Genomic DNA, 25839 nt, shown 5'->3' on the forward strand with positions numbered 1-25839 from the left:
CGTGCCTGCCGTAGCGACCCCCTCACCGGGTCGTAGGGTCGATCCATGGCTCTCATCCACAAGGCGACGCTGACCCCGTCGAAGATCGAGCTGCTCACCCCCTGGCTGCGATCGCGGGCCTGGGCGGACGGTGTCACGCAGGTCCGCCAGGTCGGCGCCTACCGTTTCGACGACCCGGACGGTGAGGTCGGCATCGAGACCTTCCTGCTGGCCGTGCCGAACAGCGACGTGGTGCTCCAGGTCCCCCTCACCTACCGCAGTACCCCGCCGGCCGGGAACGACGAGCACCTGATCGGCACCACCGAACACTCGGTGCTCGGCACCCGCTGGGTCTACGACGGCTGCGGCGACCCGGTCTGGGCATCGGTGCTGGCCACGGTGATCCTCACCGGCGGGACCCAGGCACCCGAAATGGTGGACGACGGCAACGGTCAGGTGGTCGAGCGGACGCCCACGGCCACCGCGATCGGCTCCGGTACCCCCGGCGCCGACGTGCCGCCCGTGGTCGGCGCCCAGCCGCACGACGAGTCCGGCTACACCGTGGTCACCACCGGTGGGCCAGTGCTGGTCGTGGCCCGCGCCGTGGGCAACGAGCTGACCGGGCTCACCCAGACCCTGACCGTGCGCCGGGCGGACGCCGAACCGGTGGTGGTGGCCGGGGTCCGCGCGTAGGTCCCTGGCTCGACTCATGACGAAAAGCCCGCTCCCCCAGGGGGAGCGGGCCATTCTCGTCGGAATCGCTCAGCTCACGCCGCTCACCGAGACGAAGCCCTGGAGCGGGTTGGACGTGCTCCCGGGACGGATGTCCGGGCCCACCGAACCCTGGCCCCAGTAGTAGTCACCGAGGTTGGTGACCCACTGGCCCGTCGCCGCCTTGTAGGTGGCCGGGCTCATCGAACGCCAGCGCGTCCCGGCCGGCTCCAGGTCAGCAGCCATCGTGCCCCAGGCCTGCTGCACGGTCAGGGCGTCACGGGTGGTCCACCACAGGAACTTCTCCGGGAACAGGTAGTTCGCGAACCGCCGTCCCGTACCGCCGTTCAGGCACTGGGCATTGGTGTCGAACCCGTTGAGCAGGTGCAGCCCCTGGAAGGCCTGACCCCAGCGGCCGAAGTAGTCCTTCTGGCCGTTGGTGTCACGCAGCACCTGGCAGCTCTCCAACTGCAGCCACTCCAGGTTGTCGTCGCCCCAGCGAGCATCGGCCGGCGTGATGTTGCCGTCGTCGTGGGCTCCCTTGAAGGTGAACCCGCCCGACCAGCCGTGGCCGGTGTACCACTGGGCGTCGACCTTGTCGGTGTAGCTCGCGTCCAGGCCACCCTGGTTCTTGTCCTTGAAGTCCTTCTCCCAGGCCAGGGGCCCGCGCCAGTCGAAGGCGACGCTGTGCCCCTTCGACTGCATCACCGACTTGTAGCCGTTGGCGCTGTCCTGCGCGCACTGCCACTCGTCCACCGTTTGCTCGATGCCGTTGCTGGCGAGGGTTCCGCCGACACCACCCTGCACACCGGAGGACGAGGCGTCACCCTTGAGGTTCACCAGGTCCACCTTCGCGGTGGTGGCCAGGCCGTTGGTGTCGGCCACCGTCACCGTCAGCGTCTCGGTGAAGGTCTTCTGCGGGTCGCGGGGGTCGTAACGGTTCTGCCCGGCGTACTGGATCTCCGCCTTCTGCAGGTCCAGCGGGACGGACGACGAGGACCAGCTGTAGGTGTACGGCCCCGTGCCACCCTTCACCCCGGCACTCGCCGAGACCGTGCGACCGTCGCCGGAGGCCTTGAGCTGAACCGTCGGCGCCGAGGCGGGCGATGCCGGAACCAGTTTGCCGCCGTACGAGCTGGTCTCACTCACCCCGTCGACCGGCCGGCAGATGTAGTGCGGCAGCAGCTGGGCCACCCCACCCTTACCGTTGGCGTCGGTCGCACCCAGAGCCGGGGCGTAGTAGCCGAGCACCGGCGTGTCCTGCTTCGTGCGGGCGCCGTAGAGCTGGGTACAGGTTTCCTGGGCCCGGGCCGGGCTGATGATCGGCACATCACCCGAGCGCTTGATCTGGCGCACCGCCTGACCGAGCTGCACCACGCTGCCGTCCCCCGCGAACGAGGCCCGGATCTTCGCCCCCGGCCCGACCACCGGCACGTCACCCAGCGTCAGCTGGTACGAGACCGTGGTGTCCAGGTTGTAGCTGCGCAGCAATGTGCCGCGGGTGTCGCTCTGATCGAGGGTGGTGTGGTCGACGATCGGCTTCGCGCCGTAGCCGTCGGGGACCGGCAGCAGGCTCTTGGCCAGCTTCAGCGCCTCGTCGTCGGGCAGGGCCTTGGTGCGGCCGAGGGCGGTGAAGTCGATGGCCTCGGAGACCGTGGCCCGGCCGTCCTCGTCCTTGCCCCGCTCCAGCGCCGTACCCGGCACCCGGGCGAAGCGCTTCGGGTCGGTGAACGAGAACGACCCGTCCGGTCGCAGGGCATTGCCGACTCCGGCGGTCCGGGCGAGCTTCTCGGCCTGATCGACGGTGAGCCCCTCCTGCACCACGGCGTAGACCGGGGCGGTGGGGACGATGGCTGCGTTCACGGACGCATTCACCGACGCATGCGCGGTGCCGTGGGTGAGAGGAACCAGGCCGGCGGCTGCCAGCGAGACGACGAGAGCTCGTCGGGTAGTTCTGGACATCGGGAAACTCCAGGGTGTGGGCTGGCCGGACGGGCAGGCCCGGCACCCGGAAGTGAGCTGTCCAACCACACATCAGATACACAGAGCGCCATCGCAATTTAACTTTGCGTTACGCTTGAGTAGGTACACGGGCTCCCTGGACGCGAGGGATAGGGTCCGTCGGTGTGAAGCTTCGTGAGGAACGCGTATCGGTGCCCGGAACCGGGCACGAGATCAAAACGGTCGTCATCGCCCCGGTCGGCGACACCCCCCGCCCCGGAGTGGTGCTCTACACCGACATCTTCCAGCTGACGGAGTCGACGCTGCGCACGGCCCGGCGTCTGGCCGCCTCCGGCTTCCTGGTCTGCGTGCCGGAGATCTACCCGCGCGGCGAACTGGCAGGCGTGGCCCTGGAATTCGACGACGACGGCAAGGCCCGCGGAATGGCCGGCGCGGCCGCCATGCCCACGTCCGAGTTCGACGAGGACCGCGTCAGCGTACTCGATTACCTGGCCACCCGCGACGACGTCACCGACCTCTTCGTGACCGGCTTCTGCATCGGCGGCCACCTGGCCTTCCGCGGCGCCTTCGACCCCCGCGTCACCTCGACCGTCTGCTTCTACCCGACCGGGCTCCAGGACGGGAAACTGGGCGCGGACATCGCCGATTCACTGTCGCGCGCCGGGGACATCACCGGCCGCCTGCTGATCGTGTTCGGCTCGGCCGATCCCCACGTGCCGGCCGACGCCCGCCTTCAGATCTTCTCCGCGCTGTACGCGGCCGGGCTGGAACACACCGAGTTCCACGTCTACGCGGGCGGGGAGCACGCGTTCATGCGGGACATCGGGGTGCGGCATGATCCCGAACTCTCGGATCTCGCTCTGCGGGAGGCAGTTTCGTTCTTCACCGGGCGGTCGTAAAGGTCGATGCCCATGGTTGGGGACGGGCCGACACCCACCGTCCCCAACACCGTTTCCAGAGATCGAACTCTCCGGCCTGGACACCCTCCAGGAAAACCATCCGATCTCTCCCGGAGAAAATCTGGTCCTGACCAGTGTCCACACCCGGCGCTCCTACCTCCCGCCCGGGCGTCTCTCGCGATGATCACCAACGCCCGCCGACCCGTGGTGCTCATCGCCCGGGACCGCCCGGGACCTGTCCCGGAGATCAACAGCAGGGCAGCTGAAGCGTTGTGTACACCTGGTACATCCGGTACCGGATGTACCAGGTGTACACAACGCATACCTCCCGGCTCGCGCCCGAGCCCGGCAGACCTGACCCACCCACACCGGACGATTGCACTGGACTGCGTTGCCCTCTCGCACTTGTCCACGTCACGATGAATCAGGAAAGAGGTTCCAGCGCAACCCCGATCGAGGATCCACCCGTCTTCAGGGTGATCCCGGCCGGGGCCTGCCCCGGTTTCCGGTCGACCGGCAGCCCCAGCCGGTACTCCATTCCCGACCAGCCCGGCACCACCACCGAACTCGCGACCCCGTACTCGGTGACCAGGCCGTCGTCGTCGGTGACCGCGAGCACCGGCGTGCCGCGTTTCACCAGGGTGACCCGCCGCAGGGCCCGACGGGCCGAGATCACCATCTTCTCGCTGACCCTCAGGGCGTTCGTGAGGATCCGCGGACCGGGTGCACCGAGCATGACCCCGTAGATCGTGTAGGTCTCGCCGCCCACCTCGTCCGTGGCAGCGAACAGCAGACAGCCTCCGGCCGCGTCCGTGGAACCGGTCTTGATGCCGATCACGCCGTTGCGTCCCAGCAGTTTGTTCGTCGTGGTCAGGGTATTCATCGGAATACGGGCCTTCGGCATCGCGACGATCTGCGCGAAGGTCTCGTCTTTCATCGCCGCCAGGGCCAGGTCGACCAGATCGATCGCGCTGCTGCGGGACTTCGCGCTCAGCCCTGAGGTGTCGGCGAAAGAGGTATCGGTGAGACCCAGTTCGGCCGCCTGGGTGTTCATCCGGGAGACGAACTTCTTCGGCGATCCGGCGTCCCAGCGCCCGAGAATATCGGCCATGTTGTTCCCCGACCGGATCAGCAGCGCCTCCAGCGCCTCACGCTGCGTGAACTTCAGCCCGGCCCGGACCTTGACCAGGCTCTCCCCGTTCGCCCGGCGCCGGGGATAGGAGTCCGCCTCGGCCTTCGTGACCGTGATCGTCGGCCCCTCCTCCCCCGGAGCGAGCGGATGATCGTCCAAAATTGTATACGCCGTCATAACTTTCGTGACGCTGGCAATCGGCACGGAAACCGTGCCCCGACGCCGGCTTCCCATCGTGCCGACCCCGGGCACCACCAGCCGGGCCCGGCCCTTGTCCGGCCACGCCACCTTCGGCGCGCCTCCCGGAACGATTCCCCGGGTAGGCACGAGCCACTCCTGTGTGGTGGCGGTCCGGTGCAACGCAACAACAGGGGACGCCGTGGCCGGCGCGGTCGGCAGGGTCACCGAGGCGCACACGGTCAGGGCGAGCAGGGTGGACGTTCTGCGCACCGTCGCCGGCATTGCGTCGACTCCCGGAGTACGAGGGTGAGGGGGCCGCGCCTGCCGCAGCCCCCTCTACTGTCAGTAGATGCTACTGACACTCCTCGTGACCTCCGGGAGATCGGTGACGCGTGTTACTCGCCGACCGAGCCGTCGACCGCCTGACGGAGGAGGTCGGCGTGACCGCAGTGCCGGGCGTACTCCTCGATCATGTGCGTGACGATCCACCGCAGGCTCGGGGTCTGACCGGTCCGGTGCACCCGCTGGGCGAGCTGGCTCAGGTCGCCCTGCGCCAGAGCCTTCACGACGGCTGCGCGCGACCGGTCGACTGAGGTCTGCCAGAGCGCGAGAACCTGCTCCGGGGTGTCGTCCGCGGCCGAGTGCCAGTCCCAGTCGGAGTCGGCGTTCCAGTCCACGGTGTCCCAGGGCGGTGACGGCTCGGCACCGAGCAGGAAGCAGCCGAACCACCAGTCCTCGACGAAGGCCAGGTGCTTCATCATGCCGCCGAGCGTCATGTCGCTCGGCGGCACGGTGACGGAGAGACCGGCGGAATCCAGCCCGCCGGTCTTCCAGGCGAAGGTGGCGCGCTGGTACTCCAGGAAGCCGATGAGTGTCTCGGCCTCCGTACCCCCGAACGGGGGCTCGGGTCGTCCGTACTCGTCGATATCGACCGCTACGTCATCGACCGCTACATCGTCAGCCATCGGTTTCCCCCTGAGGTACCCGCGCGTCCATCATTCTTTGTTCAGTGACTCCCCGAGTTGCGTGGCCAGCAGCTGCACGAACCGGGCCGGATCGTCGGGCTGGGTGCCCTCGGCGAGCAGCGCCATACCGTGCACGAGCTCGACGGTCTCGGCGAGCTTCGGGTCTTGCGGCCGGGCCTCGTGCGCCGCACGCAGACCCGCCACCAGCGTGTGCGTGGGGTTGAGCTCGAGAATCCGCCGTTCCTGCGGGATCGGCTGCCCCATCGCCTTGTACAGGTTGACCAGGGTGGGCGTGGCGTCACCGGTGTCGCTGACCACGCAGGCCGGCGAGGTGGTCAGACGGTTGGAGAGCCGGACCTCCTTGACGTCTTCAGTGAGCACCTCGCCCATCCAGGTGAGCAGCCCGGCGAACTGCTCCTTGCGCTCCTCGCGCTCGTTCTCCTCGGCCTCGTCCAGCTCGATCTCACCCTTGGCGATGGACTGGAACTGCTTGCCGTCGAACTCCGGCAGGCCGTCCACCCAGACCTCGTCGATCGGGTCGGTCAGCAGCAGCACCTCGAGTTCCTTCGCCCGGAAAGCCTCCATGTAGGGCGAGTTCTCGATCGCCGCGCGAGAGTCACCGGTCAGGAAGTAGATCTTGTCCTGGCCTTCCTTCATCCGCTCCACGTACTCCCGCAGCGAGGTGCGCTTCTTGTCCTCGCCCAGGTCGTGGGTGGTCTCGAAGGAGCTGATCTCCAGGATCGCGTCACGGTTGGCGAAGTCCTGCAGCAGGCCCTCCTTCACCACGCGACCGAACTCGTCCCAGAACTTCTGGTACTTCTCCGCATCGTTCGCGGCCAGCCCCTTGATCGCCTGGAGCACGCGCTTGGTGAGCCGCTTGCGCATCGACTCGATCTGACGGTCCTGCTGAAGAATCTCGCGGGACACGTTCAGCGCGAGGTCCTGCGAGTCGACGACGCCCTTGACGAAGCGCAGGTACGTCGGCACCAGCTCCTCGCAGTCGTCCATCACGAACACACGGTTCACGTAGAGCTGCACGCCGTGCTTGGCGTCGGGGCTGAACAGGTTGGCGGTCGCGCGCTCGGGCAGGAACAGCAGTGCCTGGTACTGCAGGGTGCCCTCGATGTTGAGCCGGATCGTCTCCAGCGGGTCGTTCCAGTCGTGGCTGATGCGCTTGTAGAGCTCGGCGTACTCCTCCTCCGTCACCTCGGAGGCCGGGCGCGTCCACAGGGCCTTGCGGGAGTTGACCGTCTCCAGCTCGGGCGCCGCGGGCTCCTCGCCCTCTTCGGCCACGGGCACCTGCAGCGACTCCATGCGGATCGGCCAGGTAATGAAATCTGAATACCGGGTGACGATCTCACGAACCTTTCGGGGGTCCGTGTAGTCGAAGAGCCGGTCTTCGGGGTCGGCCGGCTTGAGGTGCAGCGTGATCGAGGTGCCCTGAGGGGCGTCGTCCAGAGGCTCCAGCGTGTAGGTCGCCTCGCCCTGCGACTCCCACCGCGTCGCCTCGGTCTGGCCCGCACGCCGGGTGACCAGGGTGACCCGGTCGGCGACCATGAAGCTGGAGTAGAACCCGACTCCGAACCGGCCGATCAGCTCCTCCGTGTCCGCGTCTTCACGCTGCGTCTCTTTCATCTGGCGCATGAACTCGGCGGTACCGGAGTTGGCGATCTTGCCGATCAGGTCCACGACCTCGTCGCGGGACATCCCGATGCCGTTGTCGCTGAGGGTCAGCGTGCGTTCCTGCGCATCCAGCTCGATGCGAATGTGCAGGTCAGAGGTGTCGACGTCGAGCTTGTCGTCGTTGAACCGCTCCAGCCGCAGCTTGTCCAGGGCGTCCGAGGCATTGGAGATCAGCTCACGAAGGAACAGGTCCTTGTCCGAGTAGATCGAATTGATCATCAGCTGCAGCAGCTGACGGGTCTCGACCTGGAACTCGTAGCTTTCGGCCTGTGTCGTCATGGCCACCTTTCCCCACGTTCTTGATCTCTTCTGAGCATTGCGCGACCAAAGATTAGCTCTCCCCGTGCCGCCTGCGAGCCCCCTCCGGCACGGCTCGCGCGGCTGTTCATCTTCCGAGGTCACGCACGGCCGGGTGTGCTTGGGTTGGCCCACCGGCAAACCCAGCCCGCCCGTACACGCGAAAGGATGCCCCCTGTGGCCGCACCGGAGTCCCTCTCAGACCGTCCCTGCATCGTTCTCAGCTCCCACCTGGGCGATGCGGCGCTCTCCTGCGGCTATCTGATGTCTCAGCTGTCCGCGTCGACACCGGTCACGGTGATGACCGTGTTCACCCACAGCCAGGGCAATCCGACCCGCACGGCCCGCGCCTACCTGGAGAAGCGCAACGCCCGGAAGGCACCCGCCCTCTACAACCAGCGCCGCACCGAAGACCTGATCGCCCTGCGTTCCATCGGTGTCACGGGGGTGCACTTCGGGTTCGCCGACGCCCTGTTCCGCCGGCGCCCCGACAACCGGCTGCCGAAGATCGCGAACGACCTGGTGCCGGAGCTCAGCGTCATCTACCCGACCTACCGCTGGCACATCGCGCAGGGCAAGGTCTCGCCGCTCGACGAGAAGCTCCTCTCCGACCTGGAACAGCGCCTGCTCTTCACCACCGGTGAGGACGACGTGATCCTGGCCCCGATCGGCCTGAGCAACCACGTCGACCGGGTGCTCGTGCACGAGCTCGGCCTGCGCATGGCCAAGCACCGCACCGTGGGCTTCTACGCCGAGCAGCCCGACGCCCAGAAGCTCGAGGGCGACGTGCCCGCGCCGAAAGGCACCGAGCTGGTGAAATTCGACGTCGATCTGCACGCCAAGGCCCAGCTGCTCGAGCGTTTCACCACCCACACCCGGGCCATCCTCGGCCGGCGGGTGCCCGCACTCGACGAGTACGTGTTCATGCCGACCGCGGGCTGACCGTTCCGGCACGCAGAAGGCCCGGGTCACCTGCCGGTGCCCGGGCATTCTGCTGTCCGGATCAGTAACCGTTGTTACCCGGCTGCTGCGGGAACTGACCGTCCGGGCCGGGCTGCACGTACCGGGTCGGCTCGTCCTGGGGATACTGGTTCTGGTCCGGCTGAGCGGGGTGACCCCACTGCGGCTGACCCGCCTGACCGAACTGCTGACCCGGCTGACCCGGCTGACCGAACTGCTGGTTCTGCTGCCACTGGCCCGACGGGGGACCGGACGGGACCTGCGGCTGCGTCGCGGGCGTCTCGTTCAGCCGCAGGACATTGCCGACAACCAGGGCGATGGCGAACAGCAGGCCGAGGAAGAGACCGATGCTCCGGCTGAAGCCCATGTCGTAGTCGATGTCGCTGGTGTCGATGCCGAAGCCCGAGAAGTCAGGCATCTCGATCTCGGGGACAGACTGTCCGACAACCAGTTTCGCCAGCACGAGCAGAGCCGCCAGCCCGGCCAGGGCCAGGCGCCCCAGACCCAGGAACCCGGTGACCTCCTGGGGCAGCTTCACCTTGGCCACCTGGACGAGCACGACCTCGGCCAGCAACAGGATCACCAGCAGACTGGCGGTCTTGGTCAGCGCGAAGTCCCAGGCATCCGCGTTCGCACACGTCGAATTCCCGAGAACCGTTGAACAGAAGCGGAAGTACGGAAGGAACGAGGTGATCAGAAAGAGCGCACCGGCGGCGGCGACGATCTTCCCACCGAGGGTGAGTGACGGATTGCTGGGCATGAGCGAGAGCTCCTTCTGATCCACATGTTCCTGAAATAAAGCTGCGGGCACACTGTGCCAGCGAAGTCGGCGCGACAAGAGAGGGTTTCCTCCCGGATGTCGCGTACTTCCAGGAACCAGACGCGGACCGGGCTCATCCCGTTGCATGCCCCGCGACTTTTGAATGTCACCCGAAAAGCACGGGAGGACAGCCGCGTCCACCATGGGCAAAAACCGGCGCCAGTCAGCGCCGCGAGGCGGACAACCCCTGCGAGCGCGCAGCGCGGAACCGGCGCGCGGCCCAGACCCCCACGCCGGCGGCGACGACGACCGCGGCCCCGATCACGACGACGGAGACCGGCTGCGTCAGATCGATGAGCGACAGCACGCCGATGATCGCCCAGAAGGCGACCACGCCCGCGATCACCCCGACGACACCGACGAACCGCGGCTGCTCGCCCTCGGTAACAGAACCCCCCATGGAACACCCCTCCCCAGGAACCGGACAGGCCCCTCCACCCGGTACGCATCACACTACGGTGTGACATGTGCGATTCAAGCTACCAGCGAGAGCGGTGATACGGCCTGCACCCGGCCCGATCGGGCCGCCCGAACGGGCGAACACCCACCGAAAACTTCCGCTGTGGAGCAGAAATCACGCAGCGTGAGCCGACTGGAGAACGGGCGCCGATTCAGCCCGGCGCAGGTAGGTACCGACGGCCAGAACCGCCACGAGTACCAGACCGGCGGAGATGCCGTAACTGGGCCCCAGCCGGTCCGCCCCCACCAGCAACTGCAGCAGCACCAGGGCAGTGGCCGTACCGGCCACCCCCAGGCGCACCGTGCCCCAGCCGGCCCCGCCGAGGTCGGGTAGGCGCACCCGGACCACCTGCACGGCGACGACCTCGGCGACGAGGGCGAGCACGAGCAGGGCCGCGAGGGCCGAGAACGGTGTACCCCAGGCCGACTCGGAGTCGCACACCTCAGTTCCGAAGAGCCCGAAGCATTTGCGGTGCCAGGGCAGGAAGGTGTCCAGCAGGAAGAGGGTGCCGCCGAGGGCGACCAGCCTGCCCCCCAAGGTGAGCGGGACGTTACTGGGCATGGAACCGGTTCTCCGATCCGGGTCGTGTCTTCCGGGCAATCCTGTCAATGGACTGTGCGACCCACTGTGCCAGGAGTTCTGGACCGATGACGGCGCATTTACCCGGTCGTGTCCCGTTTGCACCGCGTAATCGTCACCAAACTGACGGATCCACGGTGCTTTCGTGCCCGAACAGGAGTCGCTTTCCTACCCACGCATTAAGTCGCGCCACCCACACACCGAGGTTCTGGACGTGCCCCACCGGAACGAGAGCGAGTCGCAGCCCCAGGTCGGGCCTGTCGGGCCTGGTCCGGTGGTGTTCGCGCCGGAGGCACACCGTCCTCGGGACCTGCGTCTGCTGGTCGACTCGTCCGGCCTGACGCTGGAGATGGGTCTCGGGATGCGGCAGAACTTCGTCTGGTCGGACTGCGAGGCGGTCATGGTCTGGCCGGACCGGGCCGAGCTGGTGCTGGGTGAGGGGGCCAGCCTGCTCGTGCGGGCCGCGGACTGGCACCACGGCGACCGGGCCCTGCGGTCCATCACGGAACGGGTGCCCACCGACGTACTGGTGCCGATGATGGCCGACGACGAACCGCAGCCGGAGGTCTACCGCCTGCCGGGGCTGGCCGCGAGCCCCGGCGTGGTGCTGATCGTGCTGGCCCTGGCGGCCGGGGCGATCGGGCTGATGGGTCTGGTGATCGGTGCGACCGAGAAACATGTCTCCGCTCTCGCGGTGGGCACCGTGTTCCTGGTCGGCGCCGTACCGCCGTCGCACGCGTTCGTGCAGCGGATGCGCGTGCCCCGGCGTTGGCGCGAGCGCGCAGCTGTCAGTGGACCGGTCTCGGTGCGGGTGAACTCCGTGATGGCCCGCGCCACCCCCGGGCTGCTCTGGACCGCACTCGTGGCGCTGCTCGTCCTGTGCGCCGTCCTGGTGGGACTCGCGATGGACGATCTCTCCACCCTCCTCTTCGCCCTCTTCAGCGGGGCAGGGGCGGCCGGCTGTGCCCGGGAGCTGTTGCGGCGTCGTCGCCGGGGGCGCCGAGGCCGGCCCTAACCTGGTTCCATGATCGATTCCCGGTCCTTCTCCCTGGAGGTCCCACCGCTGTTCGCAGCGCTGGACGGGGCCCGGAACGTGCTGCTCGCGGGGGCCGGTGGGGGCTTCGACGTCTATGCCGCCCTGCCGCTGGCCGTCTCGCTGTGGAACCGCGGCGTCACGGTGCATCTGGCGAGCCTCTCGTTCGCCGAGCTGGAGACGCTGGAACCGGGTGCGTGGCAGACACCCGACCTGGCCCGGGTCGGCTCCGGCAGTGGGGGGCCGGCGGACTACTTCCCGGAGCGGACCCTCGCCCGGTGGCTGGCCGGTCAGGGACTCCCCTCGACCGTGTACGCCTTCGCCAAGGTGGGTGTCCAGCAGCTGCGCGAGGCCTACCGGCACCTGGTCGACACCCTCGGGATCGACGCGATCGTTCTGGTCGACGGGGGCACCGACATCCTGATGCGCGGTGACGAGACGGAACTGGGCACCCCGGTGGAAGACATCACCAGCCTGCTGGCGGTCGCCGGCCTGGAGGTGCCCGTCAAGCTGGTGAGCTGCCTGGGTTTCGGCATCGATGCCCACCACGGCGTCGTGCACACCCAGGTGCTGGAGAACCTCGCCGCGCTCGACCGCGAGGGTGCCTACCTCGGCGCCCTGAGCGTTCCCGGGAGCAGCCGGGAGGCCGTGCTCTACCGCGACGCCGTCGACGACGCCCAGGCCGCGACCCCGATCCGGCCCAGCATCGTGAACGGCCAGATCGCGGCGGCCACCCGCGGCGACTTCGGAGACATCCGGTTCACCGAGCGCACCAGCGACAGCACCCTGTTCGTCAACCCGCTGATGGCGATCTACTTCACCGTCGGCCTCGACGCGCTGGCCGCCCGCTGCCTGTACCGGGACCGGATCGCCGACACCGTCCTGATGCGCCAGGTGGCCACCCGCATCCGGGGCTTCCGGGACGAGATCACCCCGCGCGTGCCCCGGGCGTTCCCGCACTGAGGTTCGTGCGCTCAGACCGGCCTGATGCCGGCGACCAGGTCCTGCCGGGCCCGGGCGATGCGTTCCTGGGTGATCTCCGGAGTGTCACCCACGACGGCCACATAGGCCCGCCGGGCCCGCACGTCATCGGCCGGAGCGATCCGGTCGCCGACCTGGTAGGGGAAACGGACTCCTCGTACCCACGGCGTCACCGCGATGTCCTCCATGCCGGTGTAGGTCTCCAGGAGCCCTTCCGGTAGGAGGAAGAATCCGAGCTCCGCGTACCGGGAGGCGTCCGGGACCAGGGGGTGGCCGCCCTGAAGACCGCTGAAAACTGCCTCCTCCAGGTCGAATCCACAGGACCCCTCGATGAGCAGGGGAATGCGGTCGACGCCCAGGTGAGGCCGGACCGACACGATCTGCGGCCCTTCGGGCAGCAGGACCACCTCGGTGACGGACGGGCCGGAACGGTATCCGCTCGTCATCAGTTCGTCCGCGACCACCTCGCCGATGGTCTTCTGTTCGTGGTCGGTCAACGGAGCGGGCTGCAGGTAGCCGGTCAGACGGAAGTGCGGCGGGCCGGTGGTCCGGTGGGCCGTCATCCCCACGACGTGATGGGTCCCGTTCACGGTCACCGCCTGGACGCTCACCCGGGGGGCCTCCGGCGGCACCCGGACCGTTCCCGACCGGGCCGCGAGGCGTTCGTAGACCTCCGGCGGGTTCGGGGACCGGCCCAGCCGCCAGGCCTCCTCGACCACCGGCCGGACGCTGCTGCCGTATCCGCAGTGCATCACCACGTCGATGCCCGCACGCTCCACGGTGGACACGATCACCTCGCGCAGGCCGGCCTCGTCGGTGAAGTCGGTGAGCAACAGCTCCTGTGAACAACTCTCGATCCGTGGGGCGAAGTCGGCCTCGAGCTGAGAAGGGTCCCACACCGACCAGATGCGGAACCCCATCTCGGCTCCCCTACGGACGAGTTGGTGACTCGGCATCACCAAAAGCACCCTGAGCTGCGAGACTCCTGGGAATTGTGCGTCCATGCCCTCGACTATGGACCGCCCTCTTCCCACCTTGTTCCCCTTCGCTTCCCCTGCCGCCGTGGACGAGTACGGGTCGGTCACCGGGCCGTAACGAGTAGACCAGTTCCCCGGCCGTCGACGGATCTCCGGGCCAGAGCCGTAGTTCCCCCCGGTCGGGGCGCATCATCACGGCCGCGACCGTGCGTTCGCGCCGGATGTCACCGTTGTCCGCCACCAGCACCGGCGGTACCGACAGCAGCCGGTGGTGGCCGTCCGTGTCGTCCGGGTCCAGCACCAGTGCTGCCCGGACCGCCTCCAGACGCCGCCGGGACGAGTTCTTGGCGAAGATGTTGATCTCGTCCCGCGCGAGGAGGTCCGGGTGCAGGAAGTGGTTCGTGTGGGCCAGCTCGTCGCCCTCGATCAGACGTCTCTGGGTGCCCAGGGCCTCGACGCACACCACCCGTTCCCGGCCGCAGACCATGAATGACCGGGAGCTGGCCAGCGGTAGCGCGGTGAGCATCGCCACCGCCTCGTCGACCGTGCCCGCGCTGTCCAGCACGTGCCGGATCGCCAGGTAGGGCGGCACGCCCGGGGTCCAGTCACCCCCGAGGACGAGGTTGATGCCGACGGCGATCCCGGCATCGTTCAGCCCGAGGTACCCCAGGAGCCCCGCGAAACTGAGGACGAGACTGCGCCGGCCTGGCCCGGAGACCGCCAGCAGGGCGATCTGGTCGTCGAGATTCCCGTTCAGGTCGACGGTCTGCGCCAGTACCGGCCGGTTCCGGACCGAGGCGTAGGTGCTGCAGTCGCCCGCCGTGACCCGGCTGTAGCCCAGGAGCTCGCGCCGCAGTTGCAGCAGCCAGGCCTCGTCCCGCTCGATCCCGGCGCCGACGGCCAGCCCGTCCACCTCGTCGGCGAGCCCGGGCAGCACGGCGGCCACGACCTCCCGGTGGGCGGCGATACCGGGCCGGAGCGAGTCCAGGTCCATCGGCCGGTCGCTGAGGTGGCCGAGACGGGCGAGCGAGTCGTCCAGGAAGCCCCGCAGCCGTCCGGCCAGCGCCCGGCCGTGGGTGACCCCACGGGACCGGGGCGAGCCGGACAGCTCCAGCAGCGGAACGCTGTTCATGTCCCGGATCCGGTGGCCCGGCCGAATCGGCGCAGCTGGTCCTCGACCGAGGGCCACTCGCTGCGGAGCACCGAGTAGAAGATGGCGTCCCGCCGGCGACCACCGGGCATCGGGTTGAAACTGCGCAGCACCCCCTCCTGGGTGGCCCCGATCTTGCTGAGCCCCGCCCGGGCCCGGTCATTGAGGACGTCCGTCTTGAACTCGACCCGTTCCGCGCCCAGGACCTCGAACGCGTGGCTCAGCAGCAGGTACTTGACCCACCGGTTGATGCCCTTCCCCCGGAAGTCGGCGCCGAGCCACGACCAGCCGATCTCCAGACGCCCGTCGGCCTCGGCGAGATTGCCGTAGCTGGAGCTCCCGGCGACCTGCCCGGTGCCCCGGTCCACGACGATGCGGACGACCCGTCTCCCGCTCGCGTGGTCGGCGAGCAGGGCGTCGAAGAAGGCGTCGAAGTCGTGGTCGTTCTCGACGCGGGAGACGAAGTAGGTCCAGATCTGCGGATCGAACGCGATCCTCCGCAGGGGTTCACGGTCGGTCTCCGCCACCGGGTGCAGTTCGACGTGCTCGTTCCGCAGAACGGTGGAGGCACTGTGGCTCCAGGGTGCGCGGCTCACGGATCCTCACCCTTCCGGGACGGCGTGGGGGCGCAGCGCGTTCACGACGCCGTCGAGGGTGCGCATGCGGGCCAGATCGTCCTCGGTGAAGTTGTGGAGACCGACCGACGCCGCCTTGCACAGGGAGGTCAGGAAGAGCACCTTGTTGAGCGACGAGACCCCGTAGACCTCGACGAGGTCCTCGCTCGGGTCGAGGGTCGCGGGGTCCGGGTGGTCACGCAGCACCTGGGAGAGCTTCACGCGGGCCAGGGTGTCGAGGTCAGTAGGCACGGATACCTGCTTTCGGGTCGTCGATACGGTTGCTGTAGCGGTGGGCGATGCGGTGGCGCACGGGCTTGAACTGTGATGTCAGGAGACCGTTCTCGACCGTGAACGGTTCGTCGGCGACGATCACCCGCACGATCCGCTCGTCCGGCTCGGACACGGCGTTGACGTCGGCCAGGGCCACGCTGACCGCGCCGGTGTCGACCGGGCCGGGAAGCGGGGAAACGACGGCGACCAGCCCGGCCGAGCTCGGGTGGTACAGGACGCAGTCGCTCACCGCACCGGTGTCCCGGAAGCGGGTCTCGACCGGCCGGACGATGATCTTCTTGCCGTTGCCGAGGACCAGGACGTCGTCGGCGCGGCCGAGGATGTACAGGAACCCGTCGTCGTCGAGCCGGCCCAGATCGCCGGTGCGCACCAGACCTCCTGGCCCGAAGATGTTCTCGCTGCTACCGGGCGCCGCGAAGGTGTAGCGGGTGTTGACCGGGAAGTCGCTGCGCACGTGGACCACCCCGTCGTCATCGATGATGATCTCCTTGCCGGGCAGAGCCCGCCCCACACTCCCTTCACGCGTGGCGCCGGGATAGTTCTTCGTGACGATGCAGGTCTCGTTGAGTCCGTAGCCCTCGTAGATCTCCAGCCCGGCCCGGCCGTAGAAATCGAGCATGGCCCGGTCGGCCGGGGCCGAACCCGTCCACAGGTACCGGATCCGGTCGCCGAAGACCTCCGCGACGGCTTCGGCGGGTTCGGCGCCGTCGGCGACACTGTTCTCGATGTGCCGCCGGACCGCGTCGAAGAAGGCGGGCACCCCCATCACGACCGTGGGCCGCACGGTCGACATCACCGCCAGCACCGACTGGTAGGTCGTGATCGTGAGGTCGTGCCCCCAGTACAGGGCCGAGTAGAGCCAATAGCGCTGCTGGAGGATCGAGAGCGGCAGAAAGGTGAGGATGTCGTCGCCCGGGCCGTGCCCGAAGAGCCCCTGGACGGCGTGCAGCGACGAGTCGATGCTGCCGGCGGTCGCTTCCAGTCCTTTGGGCACGCCGGTGGAACCGGACGTGAACTTCACCGTCGTGCAGTCTGTGGTCGCCCACTGCACCGGGTCGAGGTCCGCGGGCACCTCCCCCGCATGGTCGGCGACGATCGAGATCGGTACCGCCTGCGGTGGGGCGTCGTCGGGCAGGGGAACGTCGGTGAACAGCAGGTCGAGGTCGTAACGCTCGACCAGATCGGCGTCCGGGGTGAACTTGCCCGGTTCGAAGCCGGCCGTCTGTGCCTTGATCATGAGAGCGGCGAGGTCGAGCAGCACCCATTCCATCCGGTTCGCCGACAGAATCCCGATGCGGCTGCCCGGGCCGGCGCCCCGGCGTCGCAGGGCACCGGCCACGGCCCGGGCCTGGTCGTAAAAATCGGCCGCCGACCATGATGTTCGATGACCGAGCCCGATGACCGTGATGCCCGCCCCGGGTGCCGGCCGGGTCGAGATGACGTGATTGATGACGGAGGTGTCCACGGCCGCTACCTGTCCCGGGCCGGTTCGCCGACGCTGAAGAAGCGGGTTCCCGCCAGGGTGCAACGGTTTCCGGGGCCGACCAGACGCACCTCGTCGGGCCATTCGCTGACCGCCGGAAGCCCTAGGGAAGCAGCGAGTCTCGCCGAGAACCGGGGCATCATCGGGGCCGCCGCGGTGGCGAGCAACCGGGCTGCCGCCAGTTCGAGAGCGACCGCCGTGCGGGCCTCGGAACTCCACCGGTCGATCCCGGCCAGGGCCGCCTGTCGGCGCGAGAAGGCCCGGACATCGGTGACGATGCCGTCCAGGACGGCCGCCGCGTCGCGCACCGAGAAGCCCCCGGGGTCGAGCGCCGCGGTGACCTCGTCGAGCCGCAACGACAGCCGGGCCAGGAACGCGGTGTGCTCCCCGGTCCAGGTGCCGGCGTCGGGAACCACACCGCCGAAGTCCCGGTCGATGCGCTCGCCCAGCCCGCCGAGCCAGTCCTCCCACTGACCGACGAGGGTCTGCGAGCAGGCCCGGTCGAACTCGGCGCGACGGAAGTCGGTGCGCTCACCCTCGGGGCGAGTGCGGCAGAGGTAGTAGCGGACGGCGTCGACGGACTCCGGGGTGAGGATGTCCTTGCCCCAGATCGCATGCCGTCGGCTGGTCGAGAACTTCTGCCCTTCGAGCAGATAGAACTCGTTGACGTGGTAATCGATGTCGGGGTCCCACCCGGGGAAGGCCAGCCGGTAGAGAACGGGGTAGAGGATCGAGTGGTAGAAGCTGTTGTCGTAACCGAAGAAGTGCACGATCTTCCAGTCCGCCGACGGCGTCTCCCGTGACCAGCTCTCCCCCCGGCCGGCGCCGAGACGTTCGATGCCGTGCAGGAACCCGTAGCTCATCTCCGGCCAGACCCAGATCGCCTGACCCTCCAGGTCGTCCTGCGCCGGTGGCACGCCCCAGCCGGACGGGTGCGAGACCGGCAGGTCGAGCCGCCCGCGGGCGAAGACCCGCTGGGCCAGCTCGCGCAGACGGGCCGGCACCCGGCCGCGCCGATGATGATCGGCCACCACGTCGGCGAATTCGTGCAACGGCAGCGTGTAGCGCTCGACCTCGGTCTGCTTCGGGGCCGAGGGGCTCAGCCGGGAGACCGGGGCGGCGAGGTCCGCCACCAGGTTGGGCTCACCGCACTCCTCGCAGATGTTGCCGCCCGTGCTCCCGGAGCAGCCGGGACAGGTCCCCCCGACATTGACCTCGTAGAGATACTCGCCGGTCTCGGCGTCCTGGAGGGCAGGCGTGGTCATCGGGCGGACGTGGCCCGACTCCACCAGGCGGGTGAAGAAGCGCTGGAGGCCCTCGGGGTAGCCCTCGTTCACGCTGGTGGCGTAGAACTCGTCGACCTCGATGTCCATCGCCTTCAGCGTCGCGGCGATCTCGGCCGAGTAATGGGCGGCCACCTCGGCGGGAGTGGTGTTCTCGCGTTCCGCAACGGCGCCGACATAGCTCTGGAAATCGTCACTGCCCGTCAGGTGCCAGGCCTGGTTGCCCTGCAGTCGCTGGTGCCGGACGTAGACGTCCGCCCCCAGGTAGGGACCGGAGAGATGACCGAGGTGCAGGTCGCCATTGGGGGTGGGAGGGGTGGAGAAGACGAACTGCGGACGCCCGGTGCGCCCGGTGCTGTTGCCCGACCGGGCCTGGTCCTGCGCCCGGGCCGGGTCGCGCCAGTACTGGGTGAAGAAGATCAGGTCGGTCCCGCCGTTGTTGCTGATGGTGTGCGACTCGAACGGCTCGAACAGGACCACGGTGCCCGGCCGGACTTCTCGGGTGCGCCCGTCGACGGTCAGATCGCCGGTGCCGGAGACGATCACGAAGAACTCGGTCTCGTCGTGCTGATGGCTCTGCGAGGCCGCGCCCGGGACCACCCGGCCCCAGCCGGCGCCGAAACCGAGCCCCTCGACCGAGGACATGTCGATGTCGAACGCTTCCGACAGCTCGGATTCGCTGTACTGGTTGAGGATCATGCCAACCTCTGTGGTTGCTGGTAGGAGTTCCGGTGCGGGACAAGGTGCGGGGCGAGATCCAGCGCGGCGACGGTCTCGACCGCGATGGCGGGGGCCAGGCGGTACCCGGAGCCGTTGGCCGCCCCGGCGAAGACGAGGCCCGGTCGCAGTTGCGCGACGACGGGTTCGCGGTTCGGGCTGTAGGCGTCGCAGAACACCCGGCCGGAGTCGCACCGCGCCACCAGGCCGGGAGCGAACCGGGCCAGGGCGGCCCGGGCGTCGTCGAGGTCGAAGCTCTCCAGGCCGCGTCCGACGTCGTCGGGATCGACGTCCCAGCGATCGCTCGTGTAGCTGAACAGGAAGTGGTTGCGTTCCAGGAGCGGCAGGAGGAAGGCGTCGTGGTCGTGGAAGATCGTGAGCGGGTCGTCCGGTGACGGGAGAAGGGCGAGATGGGCCGCGACCACCCTCTTCACGCGCAGTTCCAGCGGTGCGAGCAGGTCGGCCCAGGCCGGGTGCGCGATCCACGGGCCCGGAGCCAGCACGACCTGCCGGGCGAGCACCTGCCTCCCATGGCCGAGGGTGAGCCGGATCCGGCCGTCCGGGCCGTCGCAGATCTCCCCGACCTCCGCCCCCTCGAGCACCGTCACCCGATCACGCAGACCTGCCAGTAGCCGGTTGGCGACCCCCTGGACATCGGCGTAGTGGCAGCCCTCCACCTTCCAGGCCCGGGCCGCGACCCCGGGGCCCCCGTCACGGGCGGCCCCGGACCAGGCGATCTCGTCACCGAGCCGGACGTAGGTGGTCGACACGGCGCCGGCGTCACCACCGGTGACGACCGTCGCGTCCACCTGCCGGATCGGCAGGTCGAGTTCGGCGGCCAGACGCTCCCAGACCCCCTGGGAGTACTCGGCCATCGACCGGACCCGCTCGGTCGCACCTCGCGGGAAGTGCACGCCCGCCGATCGGCTGGAGGCTCCCTGACCGATCAGGCCCTGTTCCAGAACAACCACCGTGGTGCCGGGAGATGCCGCCACCACCTCGTGGGCGATGAGCGCACCGATGACCCCGCCACCCACGATCGCGACGTCTACAGCGTCCACTGGGTGCCCCGTCCGATCTTGGCCGACCAGTCGATGAACGACATCGCCGGGTCCGGGGTGTTACGCCCCCGCAGACGATTGGTCACCCGCTGGGCCCGCCAGGCGTTCAGGCTCAGGTTCACGTCAGGCAGACCCCGCTGACCTCGTACAGCGTTCTGCAGGAACATGTTCCGGTCCGGTGGCCCGTCCCAGACCGCAGCGAAGTCCTCGTCCACACGCATCTCGCCGTCCTCGGTCTCGACGCGATCCATCAGCGACGCCAGGAAGTCCTTGGGGGCCGACCGGAAGCCGGTGGCCCACACCACCGCGTCCACCGGAAGGAACTGGCTCTGGTCGGGCTCGTCGTTGTGCCGGACGATCAACTCGAAACCTCCTCCCGCGGTGCGGTCGACCGACAGGATGCTGCGGTTGGGCAGCAGACCGAACCGGTTCTCCTCCCGCTCGATGAACTGGATCCGGTACAGCTCCTGGTAGATCGCCCGGAGCGTCGACTCGGAGATCCCGTCCGAGGTCAGCAGGTGGGCCGAGCTGAGTTCGGCGCGTTTGGTCCCGGGCAGCCGGTAGAAGTAGTCGGAGTACCCCGGCATGTAGAAGTCGTTGGTGAAGGTCGAGTCGTCGATCGGGAAGTAGTTGCGGCGCCGGGAGACCCAGGACACCCAGGCCGGGCGCTCAGGACCACGCCGCGAGATCAGGTCCAGGAACGCCTCGGCCCCGGACTGCCCGCCACCGACCACCGCGACCCGCCGGCCGGCCAGATTCTTCGCCCGGCTCATGTACTGGCTGACGTGGAACTGGTCGGGCCCCAGATGAGGAACGGCGAACTCCGGCACCCAGGGCACGGTCCCGACGCCGACGGCAATGTTGTCGGCGGTGACCTGACGGCGATCGGTGGTGACCCGGAAGACCCCGTCGAAGTCGACCTGCTGGACCGTCTCGCCGAAGCCCACGTTCTCGTTGCTCCGGGCCGCCCAGGCCAGGTAGTTGCGGAACTCGGTCCGCGGCACCTCGGCGAACTGGGCGTTGAGGAAGTGGTACATCCGGCCGTGCTCGTGCAGGTAGGACAGGAAGGAGAACCGGTTGGTCGGGTCGGTCAGGCTGACCAGGTCCTTGAAGATGGACACCTGAAGGGTCGCACCGGTGACGAGCTGGTCGTCGTGCCAGGAGAAGCTCGGCTTGCGATCGAGGAAGAGGGACGGCTGCTCCCGATCGCCGTGCAGCAGTGCCGCCAGGCTCAGGTTGGCCGGTCCGGCGCCGATCCCGAGGAGCCGGTAATGGCCGCCGCACTCGTCAGATCCCAGCCCCGTCATTGATTTCGGTACAGGTCCCACGTCAGGTCCTTCCTATGGATGGGTGTAACCGGGATCAGCGATGGTTCACAGGGCATCGGCGATCGTCATCTCGATCACCTCGGACGACCCCTCATAGATCCGCAGCGAACGAATCTGTCGGTACAGCAGTTCCATCGGACTTCCCGCGACGAGTCCTGCGGCTCCGAAGATCTGGAGGGCGGCGTCCACGATCTCGCCGGCCGCCTCGCTGGCGTAGAGCTTGGCGATCGAGGACTGCGTGGCATGGTCGCGTCCGGTGTCCACCGCCCAGGAGGCGCGTGCGGTCAGCAGGGCGGCGGCCGAGAGCTTGACCTCCATACCGGCGAGCGAAGACCTGACCAGCTGAAGGTCTGACAGCTTGCCTCCGTACGCCTTTCGGGTACGAGCGTGTCCCAGCGCGAGGTGGAAAGCCCGTCGGGCGAAGCCCACTGCCGCGGCGGCAACGCTCGCGCGGGCCCGTTCGAGCACGTCCAGGGCGACCACCAGACCCTGCCCCCGTTCACCGAGCACGGCTTCCGGCCCCACCACGACGTTCGTGAACGTGAGCTCGGCCCACGACCGGGGTGCGATCGCGCCCACCGGGTCGGCCTTGAAGCCGGCCGTGGTGGTGTCGACGAGAAAGGTGGTCAGCCCCAGCGGTCCGGGCCCGTCCCCGGTCCGGGCCAGAACCACACACACATCGGCAATATCGCCCTGGGCGATCCACGACTTGGTTCCGTTGAGGACGAATCCCTCACCGGCGGGGGCCGCCTCAAGTATGCAGGCGGAGAGATCGGAACCCGCACCGGGTTCAGAGAGTGCCATGGCCCCCGCCGCGGCCCCGGAGGCCAGGCCCGGCAGGTACCGGCCACACTGCTGTGCGGTGCCGTGCCGGATGATCGCATCGGCGGTGAGTTCTTGAATGGCGTAGGCGAAGTCGGCCAGGTCCGCGTGATAGGCCAGCGCCTGCCGACGCAGGCACACCGATCGGAAGTCGGAGCCGGGTCGATCCGGGTCGAGATGGCTCAGCCATCCCGCCCGGCCGATCTCGGCGAGCATCGCCCGGCCGGCCGCAGCCGGATCGGCGATGTCCGGGCTTCGCAGTACCGGCTCCCGATCACCGCACCATTGCCCGATCTCACCGGCCAGAGTACGATGGACGTCGTCGAACATCGGTATCGCGAGAACGCCGGGGTCGAATACTTCTGAGAGACTCATCGTGATCCTCACTCGAAAGATCGACCCAGGATCTGACATGGGTCGTCCGTGTGGCTCAGAGCCCGACGCGCACCGCCGGGCCCCGGGCCCACGAGATCGTCCAGGTCAGCAGAATTCCAGAAAGAACATGTCGCGGTGCCCTTCCGCATACGCCGCGACAGCCTCCACCGGTGATGCGGAATGCATGCAGGTGGCGTCGTCCAGGTAAATGAAATCGCCTGGCCGGGTGAGCGTCTGGCTCATGATTGGCGTCTGGTCGTTGTCGTAGATCGTACTGACACCGCCGGAGACGTTCTCCCGCTCCACCATCATCATCACGATGTGGGCCACCCCGTCGCGATGAATTCCTTCCGGAGTGGGGTTTCCCGACTCTCCCCGGGTCGCGACGATGCGGTGCTGGTGGATGTTGATCTGCCGCACCCGGGTGGCAGAGTCCTGCGCGTCGCCGGTCTCCGCGATGTGGTTGCTGAAATGCTCCACCAGCCGGCGGAAGGTGGCGGTGTCCAGCAACGCCTGGTCGATCGGCTCGAAACGACGTGTGACACCGCCGTTCAGCTTGTTGATCTCCTTGCTCTGCAGGAACCCGTCCTGATCGAGCACCTCGATGGTCTTGTCGTCGAGGTGGTACGAGATCGTGGTGTACTTGCGGCGACGGTAGGTTCCGCCGTCTGCCATGTGCTGGTCGCGGGGCAGGTTCTCCCAGAACCGGCTGAACTTGTCCCAGTCGTTGTCGTCCCAGGCCAGGTAGTCGCGAACATTTCCCAGCAGGTACTTCGGTTCACCCATGGTTCCGGTCCTCCCTCTACCCGATGAGGCGAACTGTCCGTCGCCTCTCGAATGACGTTACGCACCAAGCGAACCATGTGCGTCAGTGGAGAGTGCATCCTGAATGACTCATAGTGTTGGGGTTTTCCAATGACCGCTGCGTGCGTCGATTACCCTCGTTGGCTAATTATGCTGTACTGCAGAACGATTCGCATCAATCAGTTCAGCGACCTCCACCAGACGATGACCGCCCACCAGAGCGCCCATCTCGATCCGGACCGACGTCTCCCGCAGGATGCGGAACTGCAGCGCGACCGCCTGCAGCGAGCCGAGGCCGAGCTCGGTCAGTGTGCGCCGATCGATCTCCTCGGACTCCGGCACCTGCAGGGTCTCCCGGACCAGGGTCCGCAGCCACGGCAGGGTTTCACTGGTGCTCAGCATGGTGTTGCCTCCTTCAGGAGTGGTCGACGGCACGCAGCAGGCAGGACGCCCTCAGCCCGGGCACACTCGAGGCCAGCAGGTAGTGCCCACCCGGGCGGACACCGCCGGCCGACCAGCGATCCGCGAGGTTGATCAGGGGGTCCGCGGCGAAGCAGTGACCGACGCGGGTGATGTTCGAGGTGTCCAGTTGCGACGGATCGAATCCGGCCTGCAGCTCCTTGATCGTGACAATGGGAAGAAAGATGTTGTTGTGCATCAGAGCGTCGATGGTGTCGAGGCCGATACCGGCCTGGGCGAGCGCCTTCCGGTCGGCGATCCGGGCCAGGTCGGCGCTGATCTCGTGGCTGCCCCCGAGCGCCGCCGGATCCTGCGCCTGGGCGTCACCCACCCAGACGTAGGACTCCGGGGTGGCCGACGGCTCCCTCGTCATCAGGCAACTGGCCGCACCGTCGCTGAACAGCGCGAAATCAGCGATCCGGTCGGACTCGACGGTCACCCGGTCGGTGGTGATCACCAGCACCCGGCGATGTCGCCGGGCCGCTAACGTGCCGGCCGCCAGTTGCAGTCCGGTCAACAGGTTCGCACACCGGTTGAGCGTGACCCCGGTGACCGGGACCGGCCCGAGACGCAGGCCCTGGAGCAGTGACCGGACCAGCTCGCCGTGGTCCGCGACATCGGCGGGAAAAGTGCTGGAGCACAGCACGACGGCGTCGATGTCACCGGGTCCGACGCCGGCAGCGTCCAGGGTCAGGCGCCCGGCCCGGACAGCGAGGGTGGCCGTGTCGAGTGCGGTCCGGTGCACGGCGCCCCACCCCCACAGGTCCGGGTCGGGCACCATGCCCCGATCCTCGACGACGTCGGAGAATCCCTTCAGTTCCGCGTGGTCCGTGAGGATCTCGCCGAGTACGTACCGGGGTGCGCACAGCGTGATGCTCACTCCAGCCGCCGGCGCAGGAACTCGGCGATCTCGCCCAGGGCGTCCCTCGCCGTCCCGAGAATCGCGGACATGGCCACGAATCCGTGGGGCAGATCCGGGTACCGGTGATGCTCCACCGGGACACCGGCCCGGGCGAGCGCATCGGCGTAGGCGTCGCCCTCGTCCGCCAGGGGACAGTACTCCGCGGTGATCACGAGGGCCGGCGGAAGCCCGCTGTGATCGGCCGCCTTGAGGGGTGAGGCGAGGGGGGACTCGCCGTCGGCCGGATCCGCGAGGTACCGGCTCCAGAACCACCCGGAAGACGTCGCGTTGAAGAACATCGGGTCGTTGTGCTCCCGCATGGACTCGGTGTCGGCGTCGTTGCTCATCGGTGGATAGACCAGTGCCTGGGCGCAGATCCGGGGCCCGTCAGCGTCTCTGGCCATCAGGGTCATGGCCGCGGCCAGGTTCCCGCCGGAACTGTCCCCGACCACACCGATACGTTCGACGTCGGCGCCGATCTCGGCCCCGTGCTGCGCCACCCACTGCACCGCGGCGTAGCAGTCGTCGACGGCCGCCGGGAACGGGTGCTCGGGAGCCAGTCGGTACCCGGCCGAGACGATCACGCAGGGCACCAGGGTGGACAGCGCCCGGCAGATCGCGTCCGAGGTGTCCAGGGAGCCGACGACCCAGCCGCCACCGAAGAAGTACACCAGCACCGGGAGCGGACCTTCACTGTCGGGCCGGTAGACCCGGATCGGCTGCGGGCCGGCCGGTCCCTCGATCTCCAGCTCGAACACCTGGTCCGGTTGCCGGTGCCAGTCCCAGGTGGTGGCCTCGGTCTCGCGGTCCGAGCGCCGGGCCTCGTCCACCGTCATCGTGTAGAGCGGCGTGAAACCGGTGGCCACCCGGTACTCCCGAACTCCCGCCACGATCGGATCGAGCGGCACGGGAGGCCTCCTGTTCGTCCGG

General features: G+C 68.3%; 25 protein-coding genes. 5 read left to right on the top strand and 20 right to left on the bottom strand.

Translation table 11 applies throughout. From position 1 onward, the window contains the following. The first annotated feature begins 45 nt into the window (after nucleotides 1-45). Nucleotides 46-672, top strand: coding sequence for a CG0192-related protein (locus tag QSK05_RS08390; RefSeq protein WP_285595683.1), 627 nt, complete (start codon nucleotides 46-48; stop codon nucleotides 670-672). A 69-nt stretch (nucleotides 673-741) separates the two neighbouring features. Here QSK05_RS08390 and QSK05_RS08395 read toward each other — a convergent pair whose 3' ends face one another. Then, the gene (locus tag QSK05_RS08395) at nucleotides 742-2652 is read right to left on the bottom strand and encodes a DUF6345 domain-containing protein (RefSeq protein WP_285595685.1); all 1911 of its coding nucleotides are present in this window, start codon (nucleotides 2650-2652) and stop codon (nucleotides 742-744) included. A gap of 164 nt (nucleotides 2653-2816) precedes the next feature. On the opposite strand from QSK05_RS08395, the gene QSK05_RS08400 reads away from it, so the two are divergent. Continuing rightward, nucleotides 2817-3551 carry a dienelactone hydrolase family protein gene (locus QSK05_RS08400; RefSeq protein ID WP_285595687.1) on the top strand — a complete coding sequence of 245 codons (735 nt, stop codon included), beginning with the start codon at nucleotides 2817-2819 and terminating at the stop codon, nucleotides 3549-3551. A 424-nt stretch (nucleotides 3552-3975) separates the two neighbouring features. On the opposite strand, the gene QSK05_RS08405 is transcribed toward QSK05_RS08400, so the two are convergent. The 3 genes from QSK05_RS08405 to htpG form a co-directional block, all read right to left on the bottom strand. Then, nucleotides 3976-5145 carry a D-alanyl-D-alanine carboxypeptidase family protein gene (locus tag QSK05_RS08405; protein WP_285595688.1) on the bottom strand — a complete coding sequence of 390 codons (1170 nt, stop codon included), beginning with the start codon at nucleotides 5143-5145 and terminating at the stop codon, nucleotides 3976-3978. A 113-nt stretch (nucleotides 5146-5258) separates the two neighbouring features. Beyond that, nucleotides 5259-5828, bottom strand: coding sequence for a DinB family protein (locus QSK05_RS08410; protein WP_285595689.1), 570 nt, complete (start codon nucleotides 5826-5828; stop codon nucleotides 5259-5261). 30 nt (nucleotides 5829-5858) lie between these two features. Then, nucleotides 5859-7790 carry a molecular chaperone HtpG gene (gene htpG / locus QSK05_RS08415; protein ID WP_285595692.1) on the bottom strand — a complete coding sequence of 644 codons (1932 nt, stop codon included), beginning with the start codon at nucleotides 7788-7790 and terminating at the stop codon, nucleotides 5859-5861. Nucleotides 7791-7985: 195 nt separating this feature from the next. On the opposite strand from htpG, the gene QSK05_RS08420 reads away from it, so the two are divergent. Then, nucleotides 7986-8750 carry a PIG-L family deacetylase gene (locus tag QSK05_RS08420; RefSeq protein WP_285595694.1) on the top strand — a complete coding sequence of 255 codons (765 nt, stop codon included), beginning with the start codon at nucleotides 7986-7988 and terminating at the stop codon, nucleotides 8748-8750. Between the two features lie 61 nt (nucleotides 8751-8811). On the opposite strand, the gene QSK05_RS08425 is transcribed toward QSK05_RS08420, so the two are convergent. The 3 genes from QSK05_RS08425 to QSK05_RS08435 all read right to left on the bottom strand — a co-directional run bounded on the left by QSK05_RS08425 (nucleotide 8812) and on the right by QSK05_RS08435 (nucleotide 10609). After that, the gene (locus tag QSK05_RS08425) at nucleotides 8812-9528 is read right to left on the bottom strand and encodes a hypothetical protein (RefSeq protein WP_285595695.1); all 717 of its coding nucleotides are present in this window, start codon (nucleotides 9526-9528) and stop codon (nucleotides 8812-8814) included. A gap of 223 nt (nucleotides 9529-9751) precedes the next feature. Beyond that, a complete protein-coding gene (locus QSK05_RS08430) occupies nucleotides 9752-9988 on the bottom strand; it encodes a hypothetical protein (protein WP_285595697.1) in 237 nt (78 codons plus the stop codon). Nucleotides 9989-10162: 174 nt separating this feature from the next. Then, nucleotides 10163-10609 carry a hypothetical protein gene (locus QSK05_RS08435; RefSeq protein WP_285595701.1) on the bottom strand — a complete coding sequence of 149 codons (447 nt, stop codon included), beginning with the start codon at nucleotides 10607-10609 and terminating at the stop codon, nucleotides 10163-10165. Between the two features lie 232 nt (nucleotides 10610-10841). Here QSK05_RS08435 and QSK05_RS08440 point away from each other — a divergent pair, with 232 nt between their 5' ends. Both QSK05_RS08440 and QSK05_RS08445 read left to right on the top strand, forming a co-directional pair. Then, nucleotides 10842-11642 (top strand): hypothetical protein, encoded by an 801-nt coding sequence (locus QSK05_RS08440; protein ID WP_285595704.1) that lies wholly within the window; start codon nucleotides 10842-10844, stop codon nucleotides 11640-11642. Nucleotides 11643-11651: 9 nt separating this feature from the next. Further along, on the top strand, nucleotides 11652-12623 hold the full coding sequence (locus tag QSK05_RS08445; protein WP_285595706.1) for a DUF1152 domain-containing protein: 972 nt from the start codon (nucleotides 11652-11654) through the stop codon (nucleotides 12621-12623). 11 nt (nucleotides 12624-12634) lie between these two features. On the opposite strand, the gene QSK05_RS08450 is transcribed toward QSK05_RS08445, so the two are convergent. From QSK05_RS08450 to lipP1, 13 genes are all read right to left on the bottom strand, one after another. After that, nucleotides 12635-13561 (bottom strand): ATP-grasp domain-containing protein, encoded by a 927-nt coding sequence (locus tag QSK05_RS08450; RefSeq protein WP_285595708.1) that lies wholly within the window; start codon nucleotides 13559-13561, stop codon nucleotides 12635-12637. Between the two features lie 10 nt (nucleotides 13562-13571). Continuing rightward, on the bottom strand, nucleotides 13572-14750 hold the full coding sequence (locus tag QSK05_RS08455) for a C45 family autoproteolytic acyltransferase/hydrolase (RefSeq protein WP_285595710.1): 1179 nt from the start codon (nucleotides 14748-14750) through the stop codon (nucleotides 13572-13574). Next, nucleotides 14747-15364 carry a GNAT family N-acetyltransferase gene (locus QSK05_RS08460; RefSeq protein ID WP_285595712.1) on the bottom strand — a complete coding sequence of 206 codons (618 nt, stop codon included), beginning with the start codon at nucleotides 15362-15364 and terminating at the stop codon, nucleotides 14747-14749. Before QSK05_RS08460 ends, QSK05_RS08455 begins: the two co-directional genes overlap by 4 nt. A gap of 6 nt (nucleotides 15365-15370) precedes the next feature. Then, nucleotides 15371-15634: a hypothetical protein gene (locus tag QSK05_RS08465; RefSeq protein ID WP_285595715.1), complete on the bottom strand. Its 264-nt coding sequence runs from the start codon at nucleotides 15632-15634 to the stop codon at nucleotides 15371-15373. Further along, on the bottom strand, nucleotides 15624-17141 hold the full coding sequence (locus tag QSK05_RS08470) for an AMP-binding protein (RefSeq protein ID WP_285595717.1): 1518 nt from the start codon (nucleotides 17139-17141) through the stop codon (nucleotides 15624-15626). The genes QSK05_RS08465 and QSK05_RS08470 overlap by 11 nt, the downstream gene beginning before the upstream one ends. Nucleotides 17142-17146: 5 nt before the next feature. After that, entirely contained in the window at nucleotides 17147-19141 is a 1995-nt protein-coding gene (locus tag QSK05_RS08475) for a class I tRNA ligase family protein (protein WP_285595720.1), read from the bottom strand. Beyond that, nucleotides 19138-20220: an NAD(P)/FAD-dependent oxidoreductase gene (locus tag QSK05_RS08480; protein ID WP_285595722.1), complete on the bottom strand. Its 1083-nt coding sequence runs from the start codon at nucleotides 20218-20220 to the stop codon at nucleotides 19138-19140. The genes QSK05_RS08475 and QSK05_RS08480 overlap by 4 nt, the downstream gene beginning before the upstream one ends. After that, entirely contained in the window at nucleotides 20208-21527 is a 1320-nt protein-coding gene (locus tag QSK05_RS08485; RefSeq protein WP_352300707.1) for a lysine N(6)-hydroxylase/L-ornithine N(5)-oxygenase family protein, read from the bottom strand. Before QSK05_RS08485 ends, QSK05_RS08480 begins: the two co-directional genes overlap by 13 nt. Nucleotides 21528-21593: 66 nt before the next feature. Next, nucleotides 21594-22745, bottom strand: coding sequence for an acyl-CoA dehydrogenase family protein (locus QSK05_RS08490; protein WP_285595726.1), 1152 nt, complete (start codon nucleotides 22743-22745; stop codon nucleotides 21594-21596). Nucleotides 22746-22850: 105 nt separating this feature from the next. Beyond that, nucleotides 22851-23531, bottom strand: coding sequence for a 2OG-Fe dioxygenase family protein (locus tag QSK05_RS08495; protein ID WP_285595728.1), 681 nt, complete (start codon nucleotides 23529-23531; stop codon nucleotides 22851-22853). A gap of 162 nt (nucleotides 23532-23693) precedes the next feature. Beyond that, nucleotides 23694-23951, bottom strand: a complete 258-nt coding sequence (locus QSK05_RS08500) for an acyl carrier protein (protein WP_285595730.1) — start codon at nucleotides 23949-23951, stop codon at nucleotides 23694-23696. Between the two features lie 13 nt (nucleotides 23952-23964). Beyond that, nucleotides 23965-24888, bottom strand: a complete 924-nt coding sequence (locus QSK05_RS08505; protein ID WP_285595732.1) for a beta-ketoacyl-[acyl-carrier-protein] synthase family protein — start codon at nucleotides 24886-24888, stop codon at nucleotides 23965-23967. After that, nucleotides 24885-25817: a LipP1 family hormone-sensitive lipase gene (lipP1, locus tag QSK05_RS08510; protein WP_285595734.1), complete on the bottom strand. Its 933-nt coding sequence runs from the start codon at nucleotides 25815-25817 to the stop codon at nucleotides 24885-24887. Before lipP1 ends, QSK05_RS08505 begins: the two co-directional genes overlap by 4 nt. Between the last annotated feature and the right edge of the window lie 22 nt (nucleotides 25818-25839).

It is taken from the genome of Kineosporia sp. NBRC 101731 (genome assembly GCF_030269305.1).
Lineage (GTDB): Bacteria > Actinomycetota > Actinomycetes > Actinomycetales > Kineosporiaceae > Kineosporia.